19 protein-coding genes are annotated in these 16833 nt (G+C 68.8%); 5 read left to right on the top strand and 14 right to left on the bottom strand.

What is annotated here, in order from left to right; translation table 11 throughout:
• Positions 1 to 3: 3 nt before the first annotated feature.
• Genes Q0C57_RS06665 through pgsA form a run of 3 tightly spaced genes read right to left on the bottom strand, consistent with a single transcriptional unit; the run spans position 4 to position 1990 of the window.
• Positions 4 to 1110: an MBL fold metallo-hydrolase gene (locus tag Q0C57_RS06665; RefSeq protein WP_296573887.1), complete on the bottom strand. Its 1107-nt coding sequence runs from the start codon at positions 1108 to 1110 to the stop codon at positions 4 to 6.
• A gap of 8 nt (positions 1111 to 1118) precedes the next feature.
• Complete coding sequence (moaD, locus tag Q0C57_RS06660; RefSeq protein ID WP_296573884.1) at positions 1119 to 1370, bottom strand: molybdopterin converting factor subunit 1; 252 nt, start codon at positions 1368 to 1370, stop codon at positions 1119 to 1121.
• Positions 1367 to 1990 (bottom strand): CDP-diacylglycerol--glycerol-3-phosphate 3-phosphatidyltransferase, encoded by a 624-nt coding sequence (gene pgsA, locus Q0C57_RS06655; protein WP_296573882.1) that lies wholly within the window; start codon positions 1988 to 1990, stop codon positions 1367 to 1369. The genes moaD and pgsA overlap by 4 nt, the downstream gene beginning before the upstream one ends.
• 99 nt (positions 1991 to 2089) lie before the next feature.
• Between pgsA and Q0C57_RS06650 the strand changes: the two genes are divergently transcribed.
• The gene (locus Q0C57_RS06650) at positions 2090 to 2626 is read left to right on the top strand and encodes a disulfide bond formation protein B (protein ID WP_296573879.1); all 537 of its coding nucleotides are present in this window, start codon (positions 2090 to 2092) and stop codon (positions 2624 to 2626) included.
• 4 nt (positions 2627 to 2630) lie between these two features.
• Here Q0C57_RS06650 and Q0C57_RS06645 read toward each other — a convergent pair whose 3' ends face one another.
• Positions 2631 to 3194 (bottom strand): HNH endonuclease, encoded by a 564-nt coding sequence (locus tag Q0C57_RS06645; RefSeq protein WP_296574258.1) that lies wholly within the window; start codon positions 3192 to 3194, stop codon positions 2631 to 2633.
• Positions 3195 to 3330: 136 nt separating this feature from the next.
• Complete coding sequence (locus tag Q0C57_RS06640) at positions 3331 to 3987, bottom strand: DNA-3-methyladenine glycosylase 2 family protein (RefSeq protein ID WP_296573876.1); 657 nt, start codon at positions 3985 to 3987, stop codon at positions 3331 to 3333.
• 38 nt (positions 3988 to 4025) lie between these two features.
• Between Q0C57_RS06640 and gluQRS the strand changes: the two genes are divergently transcribed.
• A complete protein-coding gene (gluQRS, locus tag Q0C57_RS06635; RefSeq protein ID WP_296573873.1) occupies positions 4026 to 4925 on the top strand; it encodes a tRNA glutamyl-Q(34) synthetase GluQRS in 900 nt (299 codons plus the stop codon).
• An 18-nt stretch (positions 4926 to 4943) separates the two neighbouring features.
• On the opposite strand, the gene Q0C57_RS06630 is transcribed toward gluQRS, so the two are convergent.
• The 8 genes from Q0C57_RS06630 to Q0C57_RS06595 all read right to left on the bottom strand — a co-directional run bounded on the left by Q0C57_RS06630 (position 4944) and on the right by Q0C57_RS06595 (position 14024).
• Positions 4944 to 6491 carry an acyl-CoA synthetase gene (locus Q0C57_RS06630; RefSeq protein WP_296573870.1) on the bottom strand — a complete coding sequence of 516 codons (1548 nt, stop codon included), beginning with the start codon at positions 6489 to 6491 and terminating at the stop codon, positions 4944 to 4946.
• A 29-nt stretch (positions 6492 to 6520) separates the two neighbouring features.
• The gene (locus Q0C57_RS06625) at positions 6521 to 8083 is read right to left on the bottom strand and encodes a long-chain-fatty-acid--CoA ligase (RefSeq protein WP_296573867.1); all 1563 of its coding nucleotides are present in this window, start codon (positions 8081 to 8083) and stop codon (positions 6521 to 6523) included.
• A 173-nt stretch (positions 8084 to 8256) separates the two neighbouring features.
• Positions 8257 to 9111: a serine O-acetyltransferase gene (gene cysE / locus Q0C57_RS06620; RefSeq protein ID WP_296573864.1), complete on the bottom strand. Its 855-nt coding sequence runs from the start codon at positions 9109 to 9111 to the stop codon at positions 8257 to 8259.
• A 201-nt stretch (positions 9112 to 9312) separates the two neighbouring features.
• Entirely contained in the window at positions 9313 to 10845 is a 1533-nt protein-coding gene (gene rpoN, locus Q0C57_RS06615; protein WP_296573862.1) for an RNA polymerase factor sigma-54, read from the bottom strand.
• 128 nt (positions 10846 to 10973) lie between these two features.
• On the bottom strand, positions 10974 to 11864 hold the full coding sequence (gene lptB, locus Q0C57_RS06610) for an LPS export ABC transporter ATP-binding protein (RefSeq protein WP_296573860.1): 891 nt from the start codon (positions 11862 to 11864) through the stop codon (positions 10974 to 10976).
• A gap of 7 nt (positions 11865 to 11871) precedes the next feature.
• On the bottom strand, positions 11872 to 12546 hold the full coding sequence (locus Q0C57_RS06605; protein WP_296573857.1) for an LptA/OstA family protein: 675 nt from the start codon (positions 12544 to 12546) through the stop codon (positions 11872 to 11874).
• A gap of 2 nt (positions 12547 to 12548) precedes the next feature.
• Positions 12549 to 13280, bottom strand: coding sequence for an LPS export ABC transporter periplasmic protein LptC (lptC, locus tag Q0C57_RS06600; RefSeq protein ID WP_296573853.1), 732 nt, complete (start codon positions 13278 to 13280; stop codon positions 12549 to 12551).
• Between the two features lie 126 nt (positions 13281 to 13406).
• Positions 13407 to 14024, bottom strand: a complete 618-nt coding sequence (locus Q0C57_RS06595; protein WP_296573850.1) for a ribonuclease H-like domain-containing protein — start codon at positions 14022 to 14024, stop codon at positions 13407 to 13409.
• Positions 14025 to 14137: 113 nt separating this feature from the next.
• Between Q0C57_RS06595 and Q0C57_RS06590 the strand changes: the two genes are divergently transcribed.
• Positions 14138 to 14569, top strand: a complete 432-nt coding sequence (locus tag Q0C57_RS06590) for a DUF2948 family protein (RefSeq protein ID WP_296573847.1) — start codon at positions 14138 to 14140, stop codon at positions 14567 to 14569.
• A 7-nt stretch (positions 14570 to 14576) separates the two neighbouring features.
• On the opposite strand, the gene Q0C57_RS06585 is transcribed toward Q0C57_RS06590, so the two are convergent.
• The gene (locus Q0C57_RS06585) at positions 14577 to 15467 is read right to left on the bottom strand and encodes a LysR family transcriptional regulator (protein WP_296573844.1); all 891 of its coding nucleotides are present in this window, start codon (positions 15465 to 15467) and stop codon (positions 14577 to 14579) included.
• Between the two features lie 117 nt (positions 15468 to 15584).
• Between Q0C57_RS06585 and Q0C57_RS06580 the strand changes: the two genes are divergently transcribed.
• Together Q0C57_RS06580 and Q0C57_RS06575 are read left to right on the top strand one after the other, a co-directional pair.
• Entirely contained in the window at positions 15585 to 16400 is an 816-nt protein-coding gene (locus Q0C57_RS06580) for a putative hydro-lyase (protein ID WP_296573842.1), read from the top strand.
• Positions 16397 to 16813: a cupin domain-containing protein gene (locus Q0C57_RS06575; protein WP_296573840.1), complete on the top strand. Its 417-nt coding sequence runs from the start codon at positions 16397 to 16399 to the stop codon at positions 16811 to 16813. The genes Q0C57_RS06580 and Q0C57_RS06575 overlap by 4 nt, the downstream gene beginning before the upstream one ends.
• The last annotated feature ends 20 nt before the right edge of the window (positions 16814 to 16833 follow it).

Here is a 16833-nt window from a genome sequence, read left to right as displayed (position 1 = left end):
CGGTCAGGCTTCCGCGGCGGGCAGGTCCCAGGCCTCGCCGGGGCGGATGGCGCGGAACAGGTCGGGCGCGATCCCCCGTTCCGCCAGCGCGGCGCCCAGCGCCAGGCGCGGCTCCTCGATCGCCTCGTTGGTCAGCTGGACCGTGCCCCAGTGATGGGCGAGGGCACGCCGCGCCCCGCAATCAATCATCACCTGCACGGCCTCGGCCGGGTTCATGTGCTGGTCGCGCATGAACCAGCGCGGCTCGTAGGCGCCGATCGGCAGGATGGCGAGGCGGAAGCCGCCGAAGCGACGTTTCGCCTCGCGGAAATGGTGTCCGTCGCCATAGCCGGTATCACCGATGTGATAGACGAGGCCGCCCGGTGCCTCGACGATGAAGGCCGCCCACAGCGCCTTGTTGCGGTCGAACAGGCCGCGCGCCGTCCAGTGCCGCATCGGTGCCAGATGCACCGCCATGTCGTTGCCGATCGCGACGCGGTCGCCCCAGTCATGCGCCTCCGCCCGGATCGCGGGGTCGAAGGCCTTCATGATGGCGTCCTGACCGAGGGGGGTGATGACCCGCGGCTGGTGGACCGCATGGAGACGGGAGAGCGTCTCCACGTCGAGATGGTCGTAATGGCCGTGGCTGACCAGGACGAGGTCGATCTTGGGCAGGGCCTCGAAGGCGACGCCCGGGGCATTGACCCGCTTCGGCCCGGCGAAGGAGACCGGCGAGACCCGCTCCGACCAGACCGGATCGAACAGGATGTTGAGCCCGCGCGTCTGCATCAGGATCGTCGCATGGCCGACATAGGAGAGGCGGATCGCGTCCCCCTCCACCCGCGGCGGCGGCACGTCGGTGCGATCGAGCGGCCAGCTCTCCGGCCAGCGGGCCCGCTCATCGCCGCCGAACTGCCAGCGCAGCAGCTCGGTGAAGGGCTTGGGCGGCACGCCATGGGGATCGAAGAAGCGGGTGCCGTCGAAATGGTCGCTCACCGGTCCGGTATAGTAGGGCTGGCTGCGATAGGCGGCGGCGCCGGTCGCGCCGCCGATCACGGGGATGGCGGCGAGCACGCCGAGAAGGCGGCGGCGGGTGAGCTTGCGGTGGGCGGGATCTTTCGGGGGGCGCATCCCGCCAGCTAGCCGCCGGTCATGGGCGGAAAGAAGGCGATCTCGCGGGCGCCGGCCAGCGGCGCATCCGGCTTCACATGGACCTGATCGATGGCCGCGCGGATCACCGTGCGATTCTCGAAGGCATGGGCATAGTCCTCGCCCCGGCCGATCAGGTGGGTGACCAGGTCGGCGACAGTGACGACCCCGGCCGGCACCTCGATCTCCTCGGAGGGTTTGCCGATCCGCTCGCGCACCCAGGCGAAATAGAGGACCCTCATGGCTCGTCCTCCTCGATGAGATGGCCGGCCCCGGCGCGGAAATAGTCATAGCCGGTGTAGAGCGTCAGGATGGCCGCGCACCAGAGCAGCCCGATGCCGATCATCGTCACGCCCGAGACGATCTTGTCGCCGGCGGGTCCGGCGATGAGGAAGCCGACGGCGATGAGCTGCAGCGCCGTCTTCCATTTCGCCAGCCGCGTCACCGGCACCGAGACGCGCAGCTCGGCGAGGAATTCGCGCAATCCCGACACGAGGATCTCGCGCGCCAGGATGACCATGGCGGCCCAGAGCGACCAGCCGAGGATCGTCCCGTCCGCCGCCAGCATCATCAGCACGATGCCGACCAGCAGCTTGTCGGCGATCGGGTCGAGCATCCGGCCGATCGCCGAGTGCTGCGACCAGGCCCGGGCGAGGTAGCCGTCGAAATAGTCGGTGATGGCGGCGATGATGAAAATCGCCAGCGCGACCCAGCGCAGCCAGATCCCGCCTTCATAGATGACCTGTGCGAAGAGACAGGCGGCCACCAGCGGCACGGCGAGGACGCGGCCGTAGGTGAGAAGGTTCGGGACGCTGTAGGTGCCGCCGCCGCGAGGGCGGGCGATCGGATCGGCCGAGCTCATGATGTTGTGATGAACGAGGGGGCCGGCCGGGTCAATGGAAACCCATGTCGCGGGGCACTCCCACTGGACAGAACGTCGTGAGCGGCTAGAACCGGCGCCATGACAAAGACCACAGCGATCGTCGCGCATGCCGTCGGCCGTCCATGGCTTTCCGGCGCCCTTGTCGTCGCTGCCGCCGCGATCGGCACGATTCTCGGCGCCCTTTTCTTCGAATTCGTCGTCGGACTGCCGCCCTGCCCGCTCTGCCTGGAGCAGCGCGTCCCCTATTATGCGGTCATCCCCGCGGCGGCCCTGGTCGCCTTCATGGCCTGGCGTCGCTGGCCTGCCCCCTTCGTCCGGCTCGGCTTGGTCGGTCTCGCCGCCCTGATGATCTGGGGCGCCGGTCTCGGCATCTACCACGCCGGGGCCGAATGGGGCTTCTGGCAGGGACCGACCACCTGCGCCCAGCCCACCGTCATCGCCCGCAACCCGGCGGAGCTTATGCGCCAGTTACAGGCCGCCAAGCCGCTGGCCGACTGCACGGTTGCCGCCTGGCGGTTTCTCGGCCTGTCGCTGGCGGGCTGGAACGCCCTGATCGCCGCGGCCCTGGCGCTGGTGGCGCTGGCCGCGGCCAGCCGGCCGCGGGAACGCGGGTGAAGCCTCACGGCTCCAGTTCGGTGTCCCAGTAGAGATAGTCCATCCAGCTCTGGTGCAGATAGTTGGGCGGGAACAGCCGGCCGTTGGCGTGCAGGTCCTGGACCGTGGGCGCAAACGGCAGGTGGGACAGCTGCAGGCCCGATTCCCTCAGCGACTTCGACCCCTTGCGCAGGTTGCACGGCGAACAGGCGGTCAGCACATTGTCCCAGGTCGTCTGCCCCCCCTTGGAGCGGGGCACGAGATGGTCGAAGGTCAGGTCTTCGGTATGGCCGCAATACTGGCAGCGGAAACGGTCGCGCAGGAAGACGTTGAACCGGGTGAAGGCGGGGTTGCGCGACGGCTTCACATAGGTCTTGAGCGACACCACGCTCGGCAGCCTCATCTCGAAGCTGGGCGAGTGAATCGCCTTCTCGTAGGTCGAGACGACGGTGACGCGGTCGAGAAAGACGGCCTTGATCGTATCCTGCCACGACCACAGCGACAGGGGATAGTAGCTCAGCGGGCGGTAATCCGCGTTGAGCACCAGGGCCGGCCATGAACCGGGGGAGATGGCGGCCGAAACCGGCATGTCCCCAGGTGATACGGCGACCGTCAAGATGAACTCCTTGCGATCGGGCGGCTCGGCGATTCGCGAGCCGCGAATTCAGGCACTGAGCGATACTATGGGGATCGTGTCGCTCTTGTGAAGCCCAAAGGACCGGCGATCACGCCGTCGTGGCGGGAACGGCCGCCCGCTGCTTCAGGGCGGCATAATGCGCCCAGAGCAGCCGCGCCGCCACCGCCCGGTGCGGCCGCCAGCGCTCGGCGATGGCGATCATCTGCCGGGCATCCGGCCGCGCGGCGAGGCCCACGGCATCCTGTACCGCCGTCTGCAGGGCGATGTCGCCGGCCGGCCAGGCATCGCCATGGCCGAGGCAGGTGAGGAGATAGACGTCGGCGGTCCAAGGCCCGATGCCCTTGACCCGTGTCAGGGCGGCATGGGCGGCCTCGGCCTCCATTGCCGGCAGGGCGTCGAGGCCCAGCGTGCCGTCCAGCACCGCCGCGGCCAGGGATCGCAGTGTCCGGATCTTCGGCCTCGACTGGCCGGCGGCGCGGAAGTCCTCGTCGCTCGCCGCGGCCAGCCGTTCCGGCGTGATCGCGCCGAAGACGGCGACAGTCCGCTCCCAGATGACAGCTGCCGCCGCGATCGAGATCTGCTGGAATACCACGACATGGACCAGCCCTTCGAAGCCGGCCGGCCGCCGCCGCAGGGGCGGCTGACCATGGCGGGAATGGAGGCGCGCCATGACCGCGCAGCGGCCCGCTAGGGCCGCCAGCCGTGCGTTCAGGTCGTTCTCCGTCGCGATGAGGTCCTCGGCCATCTTGCTCCCCGTGCCCACCTCGACCATAGGCTGACGCCATGACGGTCGCCCACCCCCCGCCCGCGCGCCAGCCGGTCCTGCGCTTCGCGCCGAGCCCCAACGGTCTGCTCCATCTCGGCCACGCCCGTAGCGCGCTGGAGAACGAGAGGATGGCGGCAGCCCTCGGCGGGCGGCTGCTGCTGCGCGTCGAGGATATCGACCGGGCGCGCTGCCGGCCGGAACACGAGGCGGCCATGATCGCCGACCTTGCCTGGCTCGGCCTCGCCTTCGAGACGCCCTATCGCCGCCAGTCGGACCACCTCGCCGATCACAGGGCCCTGCTCGCCAGGCTTGCCGCCATGGGCCTCGTCTATCCCGCCTTCGAGAGCCGCGGCGACGTCAAGGCCCTGGCGGCTGCCGCCGCGGCGGCGACGGGAAAGCCCGTCGCGACCGATCCCGACGGCGCGCCGCTCTATGCCGGCCGGGGGCGTGAGATGCCGGCGGAGGAAGCGGCGGCCCGGATCGCGGCGGGCGAGCCCCATGCCCTGCGTCTTGCCATGGACGCGGCGCTGGCGCGGCTCGACCGGCCGCTGACCTGGACCGAGGTTGACGTGGCGGGCCTTCCCCTGCGCACCGTCACAGCCCATCCGCAGCGCTGGGGCGACGTCGTCCTCGCGCGCAAGGACCTCGGCACCAGCTATCATCTCGCCGTCGTTGCCGACGACGCGCTGCAGGGAGTGACCCATGTGGTGCGGGGTGCGGACCTGTTCGAGGCCACCGCCGTCCACCGCCTGCTGCAGGAACTCCTCGGGCTGCCGGCGCCGCTCTATCGCCATCACCCGCTCGTTCTCGGTGCGGACGGGAAGAAACTGTCGAAGAGCGATCAGGCCGAGGGTTTCCGGGCCCTGCGCGCCGCCGGAATCAGCGCCGAAGAGGTCCGCGCGAGGCTGGGGTTCTGAGGCGGCCTACCCTCGCCCTCAGATCGTCCGGCCCGCCGCCGCCCAATAGGGGTCGCGCAGCCGGCGCTTGAAGATCTTGCCCGAATCCTCCCGCGGCAGGTCGTCGCGAAACTCGATGTGCCGCGGCAGCTTGTAGTCGGCGATCCGGGTGGCGAGCGCGGCCCTCAGAGCCTCCGGGTCGATCTCCACTCCTGGCTGCGGCGCGATCACCGCCATGATGCTCTCGCCGAATTCGGCATGGGGAATGCCGAACACGGCGCAGTCGCGCACCTGCGGCAGCGCCAGCAGCGCCGCCTCGATCTCCGCCGGATAGATGTTGACGCCGCCGGCGATGATCATGTCGCGCTTGCGGTCGCAGAGGAACACGTAGCCGTCCGCATCCACGAACCCGACATCGCCGCAGGTGATGAAGCCGGAATGATCCACCTCGCGGCGCTTCTCCGGCGCCTTGTGATAGGTGAAGTCGGGATAGCCGGCGATGCGGCAGAAGAGTTCGCCGACGGCGCCCTGCGGCAGGGCCTTGCCGGCATCGTCCAGCACCCGGATCTCCGCCCCGGGCGACAGCCGGCCGACGGTCCCCGGTTTCTTCAGGGCGTCCTCCGACGTGGCGAAGGTGACGGGACCGGTCTCCGTGCCGCCGTAGAATTCGTGGATCACCGGGCCCCACCAGGCGATCATCGCGCTCTTCACCTCGGCCGGACAGGGCGCCGCGGCATGGATGACGAAGCGCAGCGAGGACAGGTCGTAGCGCTGGCGGACCTCTTCGGGCAGCTTCAGCAGCCGCACGAACATGGTCGGCACCATGAATACCGTGTCGATGCGGTGGGTTTCGATCAGCCTCAGCATGTCCTCGGCGTCGAAGCGTGGCATCAGCACCAGCACGCCGCCGAGCCGGCCCGCGCGGATGCCGAAGGAATTGGGGGCGGAATGGTAGAGCGGCCCCGGCAGCAGCGCGCGCACGCCGGGCCTGAGGCCGTAGACGAGGGCGCGCAGCGCCTCCGTCGCCTTCGCCTCCTCCGGCGTCGGCGCCAGGCGCTTGACCCCTTTCGGCTTTCCGGTGGTGCCGGAGGTGTAGATCATGCTCATCGGCGCCGGGCGGGCCGGCCCGTCGAAGGGCGCTTCACCGCCGAGCCAGGCATCGAGATCGCGGCTGCCTGCCGGGGGCTCGCACGGCCCGGGCGACGGGAAATGCCGTGCCACTTCGGGCGGCACCGGCGCGGTGAAGACGGCGAGGCCGCCGGGCCGGTCGCCGGCCATCGGTGCCAGCAGGTCCGCATGGCCGATCAGCACCTTGGCCTCGCAATCCGCGAGGATGTAGCGGACCTCGTCGGGCTTGAGGTGCCAGTTCACCGGCACCGCATAGGCCCCCAGCATGGCCGCGGCATAGGTCGCCTCCAGAAAGGCGATGTCATTGCGCATCAGGATGGCGACGCAGTCGCCGGGTCCGACGCCGAGCCGGTCGAGGCCGCCGGCGATCCGCCGGGCGCGCGCCTCGACGGCTTCGGGATCGCGCTGGCGCCCGCCGCTGACGATGCCGCGCGACAAGCCGTCCGCACCTTCCGCCATCGCCGCCACTCCCTTGCCGGCCCGAACCGTCAGTTGACTGCCCGCGCCCGTCCCTCCCAATGGGGACGCCTCAGTTCCGTCTTCAGGATCTTGTTGGCCTGCGACAGCGGCATGGCCTCGCGCACCTCGATGGTCTGCGGGCATTTGAAGCCGGCGATCCGCGTCTTGCAGTGGGCGATGATGGCCTCCGCCGTGGCGCTCTGCCCGGCCTTGAAGGTCACGACGGCATGCACCGCCTCGCCCCAGAGGGCATGCGGTACGCCGATCACCGCGCATTCGCGGATGGCGGGATGGGTCAGGACGGCATTCTCGACCTCGATCGAATAGACGTTCTCGCCGCCGGTGACGATCATGTCCTTGATCCGGTCGGAGACATAGACATAGCCGTCAGCGTCGAGATAGCCAGCGTCGCCGGTGTGCATGTAACCTCCGCGCAGGGCCTCCGCGGTCATGTCCGGCTGGTTCCAGTAGCCCTTCATCACCGTTGCTCCGGCGACGATGATCTCGCCGATCGTGCCCACTGGCACGTCGCGATCGTCCGAATCGACGACGCGCAGGTCGCAGCCGACGATGACGCGCCCGCCGGAGGCGAGGCGGTGGGTCCTGGCGGGATCGAGCGTGTGGTCGTCGGGCTCTAGGTAGGTGCAGGCCGGCGACAGCTCCGTCATCCCGTAGGCCTGGGCGAAGCGCACCTTCGGCAGCCGCTTCATCAGCGCCTCAAGCGTCGCCACCGGCATGGGCGCGCCGCCATAGCCGATCATCTCCAGCGAGGAGAGATCATAGGCATCGAGGTCGGGCTCGTTGAGGATCATCGTCATCATGGTCGGCACCATGGAGGTGAAGGTGATCCGGTGGTGCTGGATGGCCTCCAGCACGCCCTTTACCGTGAAGCGCGGGATGACCACGTGGGTGGCGCCGAGAAGGGTGTTGGTGAAGACGCGCGAGCCGGCAGCGGCGTGATAGAGCGGGCCTGCATGCAGGCCGACGAGGCTGCTGCCGAGCCTGGTGTGCACCATGCCGCCGAACGAATTGGCCATGCAGTTGATGTGGGTGAGCATGACGCCCTTGGAGCGCCCCGTCGTCCCGCCCGTATAGAAGAGCACGGCGATGTCCTCGCCGCTGCGGCGGGCATCGGCGACCGGCGCCTGGGCCGCCAGCCCCGCCTCATAGCCGATCATGCCGGCGGGCAGGGCGCCCTCGCCGGCGAAGACCACATGGCGGAGATCCGGGCATTGCGGCCGCAGCGCCTCGGCCATGGCGGTGAACTCGTCGCCGACAAGCAGGACCTTGGCGCCGCAATCCTGCATCAGGAAGGCGGTCTCCGGCTCGGCATAGCGGGTCGAGACCGGCACGGCGATGCCGCCGGCCCAGAAGGCGGCGAAGAAAAACTCGAGATAGCGGTCGGAGGAATGCGACAGCATGGCGACCCGGTCGCCGGGTCCGATCCCGAGACTCTGCAAGAGGCCGGCGAGGCGCGCCACCCGGTCGGCGAACTGATCCCAGGTCCAGCGCCGCGCGTCGAAGACGACGGCGGTCTTGTCGGGAAAGAGCCGCCGGGCGCGGTGGATGGCGAGGGTGAGCTGCATCGTCATGGCGCGCATCCCCGCGCATCCCCACGATGCCATGCCTTTCGCGTCATGCTGCCTGCCCTGGTCCGCGCCGGTCTTGTCGCCGGTTGCCCTCACCTCATGAAGCGATGTTTCTCACAATGAAACAGCACTTCGCAAGCAAGCCGGATGGCCGAGGGCTGAAGGACTCCGCGGGTTCAGATGTTGTAGCTGAAGCCGTCGGTCGATTCGCGCGCCAGGATCTGGTCCATCGACCGGGAGGGCTCCGCACAGCCGGCCGTGCCGACAGGCTTGGCGGGAACCCCGGCCACGGTTGTATTCGGCGCGACGTCGTGCAGGACCACCGAGCCGGCCGCCACCCGGGCGCAGCGGCCGATCTCGATATTGCCGAGGATCTTGGCGCCGGCGCCGAGCAGCACGCCACGGCGCACCTTGGGATGGCGGTCGCCGGCCTCCTTGCCGGTGCCGCCGAGCGTGACGCCCTGCAGGATCGACACGTCATCCTCGATCACCGCGGTCTCGCCGACGACGAGGCCGGTGGCATGGTCGAGGAAGACGCCCCGGCCCATGGGCACGGCCGGATTGATGTCGGTCTGGAAGACCTCGGAGGAGCGGCTCTGGAGATAGAGGGCGAAATCCCCGCGGCCTTGCCCGAGCAGCCAGTGCGCCAGGCGGTGCGTCTCGATGGCGTGGAAGCCCTTGAAGAACAGGACCGGCTCGATGAGGCGGTCGGCGGCCGGGTCGCGGTCGATGACCGCCGCGGCATCGGCCCGCATGGCCGTGGAAATCGCGGGCGCCGCGGCCAAGGCCTCGGTAAAGGCGTCGTGCAGCACATCGGCTGGCACGTCGCCGGTGGCCAGACGGGCGGAGATGCGCCGTGCCACCGCATCCTCGAAGGACGAGGCACGGCCGATCGTGCGCAGCACCAGGGTCGCCAGTTCCGGATTGGCCCGGGCCATGGCATCGCCCTCGCTGCGCAGGCGATGCCAGGCGAGATCGGCCGTGTCGGCTGGCAGGGGGATGATGGTTCCCGTCGCCTGGGTCTTCGCCATGGAACGAACCTCCGCAGCATGGTTGAAGGGGAATAAGGGCACTGTCCGGCCCCGATTCAAGTCAATTTGGCGGGATAGAACGGCTGTCTCCGTTCGCCGTTAGCGATGGGATGCGCGTTCTGTGAGGACAGGTCTCCAGAGGAGAATGATCTCATCCGGCAATGCCTGGCATGGAGCAACCATCGCCGGAGGCGACACGCCTCACACCGCCATGGCCTGTTTCTCGCGCCGGCGCTGCACCGAGGAGGGGATGCGCAGGGCCTCGCGGTACTTGGCGACGGTGCGGCGGGCGATGTCGATGCCCGAGGCCTTGAGCTTGTCCATGATGGCGTCGTCGGAGAGCACGTCGTCGGGCGTCTCGGCGTCGATCATCTGCTTGATGCGGTAGCGCACCGCCTCCGCCGAGTGGCTCTCGCCGCCCACTTCCGAATTGGCGATCGAGGAGGTGAAGAAATACTTCATCTCGAAGATGCCGCGGCTGGTGGCGATCGACTTGTTGGACGTCACCCGCGACACGGTCGATTCATGCATGCTGATGGCGTCGGCGATGGTCTTCAGGTTCAACGGCCGCAGATACTGGACGCCGAGGGCGAAGAAGGCATCCTGCTGGCGGACGATCTCGGTCGCCACCTTCAGGATGGTGCGGGCGCGCTGGTCGAGGGCACGGGCGAGCCAGGTCGCAGTCTGCAGCGCGTCGGCGAGAAAGGTCTTTTCCGTGTCCTTCTTGGCGGTCTTCGACACCCGGGCATAGTAGCTCTGGTTGACCAGGACCTTAGGCAGGGTCTCGCTGTTCAGCTCGACGATCCAGCCGCCGTCGGGACCTGCGCGCACCAGGACGTCCGGCACCAGCGGCTGCACCGGGGCGAAGCCGAAGGCGAGGCCCGGCTTGGGATTGAGGCGGCGGATCTCCGCCACCATGTCGGCGAGATCCTCGTCGTCGACGGCGCAAAGCTTCTTCAGCGCCGCATAGTCGCGCTTGCCGAGCAGGTCGAGATGGCCGACCAGCGCCTGCATGGCGGGGTCGAAGCGATTCTTGTCCCTGAGCTGGATGGCCAGGCATTCCGCGAGGTTACGCGCCGCCACGCCCGAGGGCTCGAAGCTCTGGATCACCTCGAGGACGCTGGTGACGTCCTCGACCTCGGCGCCGAGCCTGTCGGCGACCTCCTCGATGGTAACGGTGAGATAGCCGGCATCGTCCACGGCATCGATCAGCATCTGGCCGATGAGACGGTCGGCTTGGGTCTCGACGGCCAGCGTCAGCTGGTTCGACAGGTGGTCGGCGAGTGACAGGTCGGCGGAGACGAAGGCCTCAAGATTGTAGTCCTCGTTATCGCTGCCGCCCGAGCCGACATTCGACCAGGACGAAGTCATCGGGTCGGAGGCTGCGTCGGCATGCCGGGTCTCCGGACCCTTGTCGTCGGGGAAGACGTTTTCAAGGTCCGTGCCCAGCCGCCCCTCGATCTCGGTGCGGCTGTTCCCCATGTCGTCGCCGAGCCAGTCGCCGGCCTGGGCGTCGCCGGGATCGGCAGCGGGCGGCGCATCGGGCATCTCGCCCTCGACGGCGGGGTCAGGTGCCTCGGCGCGTTCGAGCAGCGGATTCTTCTCCAGCTCCTGCTCGACATAGGCGACGAGGTCGAGATTGGACAGCTGCAGGAGCTTGATGGCCTGCATGAGCTGGGGCGTCATGACCAGCGACTGGCCGACGCGGAGCTCTAGTCGGGCTGACAGGGCCATCGTCTGGGGCGCATCCCTCGGGTTTCTTGCACCGCATCATAGAGGGCAGGCGGCGCGAACAGCAAGGTTCATGCCATGGTTCCGGTGACTGAGGCGTTAAGAGCGTCCGTCGGGCCGCGGCCGCGCCGTCACAGCCGGAATTCCTCGCCGAGATAGAGGCGGCGGACGTCGGGGTTGGAGACGATCTCGTTCGGCGTGCCTTCCATCAGCACCTGTCCCGAATGGATGATATAGGCGCGGTCGATGAGGCCGAGCGTCTCACGCACGTTGTGGTCGGTGATGAGCACGCCGATGCCGCGCTCCTTCAGGTGGCGGACGAGGTTCTGGATGTCCCCCACGGCGATGGGGTCGATGCCGGCGAAGGGCTCGTCCAGCAGCATGAAGGAGGGTCGCGTCGCCAGGGCGCGGGCGATCTCGAGGCGGCGGCGCTCGCCGCCCGACAGGGCGATGGCCGGGCTCTTGCGCAGACGGGTGATGGTGAATTCCTCGAGCAGTTCGTCGAGGTCGCGCTCGCGCTTGGCCTTGTCCTTTTCGGTGACCTCAAGCACGGCGCGGATATTGTCCTCGACATTGAGGCCGCGGAAGATCGAGGCCTCCTGCGGCAGATAGCCGATGCCGAGCCGTGCCCGCCGGTACATCGGCAGCGCCGTGATGTCGTGGCCGTCGAGCTCGATATGGCCCCTGTCCGCCTCGACGAGGCCGGTGATCATGTAGAAGACGGTGGTCTTGCCGGCGCCGTTGGGCCCCAGCAGGCCGACGGCCTCGCCGCGCCTGAGGTCGAGGCTGACGCCGCGCACCACGGCGCGGCCCTTGTAGCTCTTCCACACCCCGTGGACCGACATCACGCCTTCGCCGGAGCGCGGCTCGTCCTGGCTGCGCGCCACCGCGGCCGGCGCGGGCTTGTCGAGTTCGGCCACCTGGGCGGCCATTTCCTTCACCAGCCAATCGCCGTCGACGGCGGCGGCCTCGTGAGCCGGCCTCCGTCCCAGAAAACCGGAGACGCGCGTGATGAAGGACACGGCAGGCCTATCCGCGCGGGCTGCGCGCCTGCGGCCGGGCCGGCGCGCAATCGGGATTGTTGGCACCGCCCCCGCCGCCGCCGGTCCCCTGGAGGATGCCGGAGACCCGCCCGCCCGAGGGCGCGGCGTCGATCCGGACGCGGTTCGCCGTGAGATCGGCATGGAGCCGCGCGCCGCGCAGGATGTTCTCGCACTGGGTCAGCGTGACATTGCCTTCCATGATCGCCTCATTGCGGCGGGCATCAAAGGAGCCGCGCTCGGCGGTGGCAGTCTGGTTCTTCGAGCGGACGATGACACCGCCCTGCATCTCGAAGCGCCGCACGTTCTGCTGCTCGGCGGGGGCGCCGGCCGCGCCGCCCTGGCGCGGCGTGGTGGTCGCCGGCCGGCCGGCGGCGCCATTGGCATTGTCCTCGTAGAAGATCACGAGACGGGCCGTCTGCAGCGTCGATTCGCCCTGCTGGATGCGGACATTGCCGGTGAGCACGGCACGCTTCTCGGTATCGAAGACTTCCGCCCGGTCGGCCTCGAAATTGATCGGGTCGCTGCGGTTCTGGGTGAACCCGACGAACGGACTGCCGGCCTGCTGGGCGGAGGCGGCCGGCGCGAAGAGCGCGGCGGCGATCAGCGCGGCGACCAGTGGCCGCCGGTCGAAAAAGAGCGCGGCGGTGCCGGCCAGCGTCATGGTCAGTCTCCGGAACGGCTTGGCGCAGGCGTGGGCTGCGACAGATCGGTAATGGTCGGGTCGGGCGGTTCGGGCATGAAGTTACCACGCACCGTGCCTTCAAGCACGATCACCTTGCCGTTGTCACTAATTTGCATGCGCTCGGAGGTGATCTCGCCGCGCGGTGACGTCAGCTTCACCGGACCGTTGGAACCGATCGTTCCCGCCCGGGTGTCGATCATCGCATGGCCGAGTTGTCCGGTCTGTCCGTTCGACGTCGTCACGGTGACGTCCTGGTTGAGCTCGACCCGGCCCGTCTTGGTGTCGAGCATGCCGGCCGCCGAGGTCACGCGGGCCGTACCGCCGCCCTCCAGCTGCATCTCGGAATCGATCGCCGTCAGGGCGACAACATTGGCCTGGGTGATGTCGTGCTCGGCCCGGGTCGCGGTGACGCGGTAGAAGCGGTTGTCGGTCGTATAACCGGTCAGCCGCGGCGCCTCCATCGTCACCTTGGAGCCGGACAGGGAGACGGCGGCGACGGAGACCGGCAGGTTCAGCGCCTTCAGCGGATCCCACCAGGACACGAAGCCGACGGCGCCGATGATGAAGACGGCGAGGATCGGCACCAGGACGCGCATCCGCCGCACCCGCCGGGAGTGACGGAAGGCGACGCCGAACGCCGCCTCGCGCGCGGCGTGGCTGCCCTTGCCGCCGGTGGCGGCGCCGTTCCATTCATCCGTACGGCGTCCAGCCATCATCTGCGTCCGTCTTCACGCCGTGCTTCCACGGCTCGCCGCCGCCCGCGCCGCGGCACAGACCATGACTCTATGGCCCCACCATGGCGAGTGCAAAGGCGGACCTGTCCGGAAGGGCGGCGCTGCTCAGGAATGCGCGAAAATGTCGATCTCCGGCCAGCCCGCGAGGTCGAGATCGGCGCGCGTCGGCAGGAAGGCGAAACAGGCATCCGCCAGGGCGGTGCGGTTCTCGCGCGCCAGCATCGCGTCGAGCCTGTCCTTCAGCGCATGCAGATGCAGGACGTCGGAGGCCGCATAGTCGAGCTGGGCCGCAGTGAGCGTGTCGGCGGCCCAGTCGGAGCTCTGCTGCACCTTCGACATGTCGAGGCCGAGCAGCTCGCGCGACAGGTCCTTGAGGCCGTGGCGATCGGTATAGGTCCGCACCAGCCTTGAGGCAATCTTGGTGCAGTAGACAGGCCGCGTCGTTACACCGAAGGCGTGTTTCAGCACTGCAACGTCGAAACGGGCGAAATGGAAGAGCTTGGTGACCTTCGGATCGGCGAGCAAGGCACACAGGTTTGCCGGCGCCGCCTGCCCGGGACGGATCTGCACCACGTCGGCGCTGCCGTCGCCCGGCGAGAGCTGCACGACGCAGAGGCGGTCGCGCTGGGGAACGAGGCCGAGCGTCTCGGTGTCAATGGCAACGGTGTCGACCTGATAATGGCTGAGGTCGGGAAGGTCGCCGACATGCGCGCGGATGGTCATGGTGATCCTCGGGCGGAAGGGGTCCGCGGCAGGCCAGGCTCCGTGCGCCTTGCGCTGGCGCATGGACTTGGGGCCGCATCAGGTCCTATAGGGCGATAGACCCGAGAAATCCAATGACCGCCACACCGCTGAAGCTCTACGCCTTCGACGCCGAGGATCTGGCCGTCCTGTCTGCCCATCTGCAGGACGCCGTCCTCAAGCCCACCGACATCGCCTATCTGGCGCGCGAGGGCCGGTTCGCCCTCGTCTGCAACCGGTTCGACTGGACCGCCGCCGAGGGCGGCGAATGCCAGCGCCGCCGCACCGGCCTGCATTTCGAGCGGGTCACCGCCGTCAAGGCGCGCGCCGTTCCCAAGGGTGAGGACGCTGTCCTGGAACTGCTGACCATCCATTTCGAGCCCGAGGGCGAAGAGTCCCCCGGCGGCACGGTCGAGCTGGTCTTCGCCGGCGGCGGCGGCATCCGCCTGGTGGTGGAATGTATCGAGGCGGCGATGGACGACCTCGGCCCCATGTGGGCGGGCCTGGCGACCCCGAAGCACGACTAGACGCCCGTTAAGGCCTGCGCGGTCCGGCGACCTCGGCGGCGATTGTCGCCACCGCCTCCACCGTGGCGGCCTCCGGCGTGATCCGCCAGGAGGCGAAGAAGTCGAGATCCGGCAATTGCACCGTGGTGCGCAGCGACCGCAGGCGCCCCGCGGCCAGTTCGCCCCCGGCGATCGCCTCCGGCACCGCGGCGATGCCGAGCCCGTCCTCGGCCATGCGCAGGATCGTCGCCATGGACGAGGAGGCATGGATGCGCACCGGCGGCAGGTCCGGGGCCGAGAACATCTCGCGCAGGATCAGATAGGGGCGGGTATTGCGCGAGAAGGTGAGTATCGGATGGGCGGCGAGGGCCGCGAGCCCGATCGGCGTGTTGGGCACGTCGAGGCCGGGGCCCGCCAGGAAGGCGAGGCGATAGGTCGACAGCGGCAGGTTCTTCAGCTGCGGCGCCGCCAGCGCCCCCAGCACGAAGACGAGGTCGAGTTCCTGCGCCACGAGCCGGTCGCGCAGGTGCGGCGTGATATCCACCTCGATCTCCAGCGCCAGACCCGGATAGGCCTTGGCCATCCGTTCGACGAAGCGCGGCAGCCAGGTGTGGACGATGGTTTCGGCGACGCCGAGCCGCAACGTGCCGCGGATCGCCGCCCGGTCGGCGACGGCATGCAGCATCTCGGCCCGCAGCTTCAGGAGGCGCTCGGCATAGTCGATCACCCGCCGCCCGGCATCGGTCGCCACCACCGTGCGCTTCTCGCGCACCAGCAGGCGCTGGCCGATCTCGGCCTCCAGCTGGGCGATGCGCTGCGACACCGCCGGCTGCGTCGTCCGCAGCTTCACCGCCGCGCGGTTGAAGCTCCTGAGGCTGGCGACCCAGACCAGTGTTTCGAGGGCCTTGAAATCCACCATGCCACCCTCGATCGATAAGTGGAGTTAATCGTAATCGATCCAAACTTCGGATTGGACCCGATGCAAGCGGAATGATGCACTGTCCTCACGGGGACGTTCTCCCGGGGGGGGAAATTCATGGCTGTCGCCCAGTTCCGCGCACCCGCTGTCCGCGACGTCAGCGATCCCGCCGAGGTCCGCCGCGCCATCCGCCGGGGCGACATCAGTGGCCATACCGCCGGTCTGGCGCCCGGCCGGGTCCAGGGAAATCTCGCCATCCTGCCGAAGGATCTCGCCGGCGATTTCCTGCGATTCTGCACGCTCAACCCCAAGCCCTGCCCGGTGATCGGCCTGTCAGAGCCTGGCGATCCCACGGTCCCGGCCCTCGGCATGGACCTCGACCTCCGCACCGATATTCCGCGCTACCGCGTCTGGAAGGACGGCGTGCTGGTCGACGAGCCGACCGACATCCGTTCCTGGTGGCGCGATGACCTCGTCGCCTTCGTCATCGGCTGCTCCTTCTCCTTCGAGGAGGCGCTGATCCAGGACAGCATCCCGATGCGCCATATCGGGTGCAACACGACGGTCCCGATGTGGCGGACCAACATCGCCTGCGCCCCGGCCGGACCTTTCGCCGGCCCGATGGTTGTGTCGATGCGGCCGCTGAAGCCGGCGGATGCCATCCGCGCCGTGCAGATCACCTCGCGCTTCCCCGCCGTCCACGGCGCGCCGGTCCATATCGGCCTGCCCGAAGCCATCGGCATCCGCGACCTCGGGGCGCCCGATTACGGCGACCCCGTCGAGGTCAAGGCCGACGAATTGCCGGTCTTCTGGGCCTGCGGCGTCACCCCGCAATCGGTCATCGCCGCGGCGAAGCCACCCTTCGCCATCACCCACGCGCCGGGCTCCATGCTCGTCACCGACCTCACCAACAGCCGGATCGCCGCCCTGTGACCAAGCCCGCCCCGCCGCCGCACCCCGGCTTCGGGGCTTTCGGCAAGATCCACCGCGAGTTCTTCGATGCCTTCGACGACGGCAGCTGGCAGCCGGTCGCCGGCTATACCGGCGTCGAGGAGAAGATTCTGTCCGGCAGCCTCGACCCGGTGACGCGCCGGGGGGCCGTGACGCGGCTCGGCCGCTGGGCCCCCGGCGCCGCGGTGGACCATCCCGTGTCGCACGACTGGTGTGAGGAGGTCTTCATCGTCTCCGGCTCCCTCAAGCTTGGCACGCTTGCTGCAAAGGCCGAGGCCGTGCGGTTGCCCTTCGGAACCTATGCCGTCCGGCCGCCGCACATCATTCATGGTCCCTTCTTCAGCGACGAGGGCTGTCTGCTGATCGAGTTCCTCTACTACCCGCCGGCTCCATAAGAAAAGTCCAGAGACCACGC

Source organism: Phreatobacter sp. (genome assembly GCF_022843985.1).
In the GTDB taxonomy this organism is placed as follows: Bacteria; Pseudomonadota; Alphaproteobacteria; order Rhizobiales; family Phreatobacteraceae; genus Phreatobacter.
Note: the sequence above shows the minus strand (reverse complement) of the source record. Positions and strands in the feature narration are given on the sequence as shown.

Bases quoted from the DNA above. Each gene is read 5' to 3' on its own strand.
- gluQRS (WP_296573873.1), top strand. From the start codon at position 4,026: ATGACGGTCGCCCACCCCCCGCCCGCGCGCCAGCCGGTCCTGCGCTTC.
- pgsA (WP_296573882.1), bottom strand. From the start codon at position 1,990: ATGAGCTCGGCCGATCCGATCGCCCGCCCTCGCGGCGGCGGCACCTAC.
- Q0C57_RS06650 (WP_296573879.1), top strand. From the start codon at position 2,090: ATGACAAAGACCACAGCGATCGTCGCGCATGCCGTCGGCCGTCCATGG.
- Q0C57_RS06585 (WP_296573844.1), bottom strand. From the start codon at position 15,467: ATGGTGGATTTCAAGGCCCTCGAAACACTGGTCTGGGTCGCCAGCCTC.
- Q0C57_RS06595 (WP_296573850.1), bottom strand. From the start codon at position 14,024: ATGACCATCCGCGCGCATGTCGGCGACCTTCCCGACCTCAGCCATTAT.
- cysE (WP_296573864.1), bottom strand. From the start codon at position 9,111: ATGGCGAAGACCCAGGCGACGGGAACCATCATCCCCCTGCCAGCCGAC.
- Q0C57_RS06590 (WP_296573847.1), top strand. From the start codon at position 14,138: ATGACCGCCACACCGCTGAAGCTCTACGCCTTCGACGCCGAGGATCTG.
- moaD (WP_296573884.1), bottom strand. From the start codon at position 1,370: ATGAGGGTCCTCTATTTCGCCTGGGTGCGCGAGCGGATCGGCAAACCC.
- Q0C57_RS06640 (WP_296573876.1), bottom strand. From the start codon at position 3,987: ATGGCCGAGGACCTCATCGCGACGGAGAACGACCTGAACGCACGGCTG.
- Q0C57_RS06665 (WP_296573887.1), bottom strand. From the start codon at position 1,110: ATGCGCCCCCCGAAAGATCCCGCCCACCGCAAGCTCACCCGCCGCCGC.
- Q0C57_RS06625 (WP_296573867.1), bottom strand. From the start codon at position 8,083: ATGACGATGCAGCTCACCCTCGCCATCCACCGCGCCCGGCGGCTCTTT.
- Q0C57_RS06605 (WP_296573857.1), bottom strand. From the start codon at position 12,546: ATGACGCTGGCCGGCACCGCCGCGCTCTTTTTCGACCGGCGGCCACTG.
- lptC (WP_296573853.1), bottom strand. From the start codon at position 13,280: ATGGCTGGACGCCGTACGGATGAATGGAACGGCGCCGCCACCGGCGGC.
- Q0C57_RS06645 (WP_296574258.1), bottom strand. From the start codon at position 3,194: ATGCCGGTTTCGGCCGCCATCTCCCCCGGTTCATGGCCGGCCCTGGTG.
- Q0C57_RS06580 (WP_296573842.1), top strand. From the start codon at position 15,585: ATGGCTGTCGCCCAGTTCCGCGCACCCGCTGTCCGCGACGTCAGCGAT.
- Q0C57_RS06630 (WP_296573870.1), bottom strand. From the start codon at position 6,491: ATGGCGGAAGGTGCGGACGGCTTGTCGCGCGGCATCGTCAGCGGCGGG.
- rpoN (WP_296573862.1), bottom strand. From the start codon at position 10,845: ATGGCCCTGTCAGCCCGACTAGAGCTCCGCGTCGGCCAGTCGCTGGTC.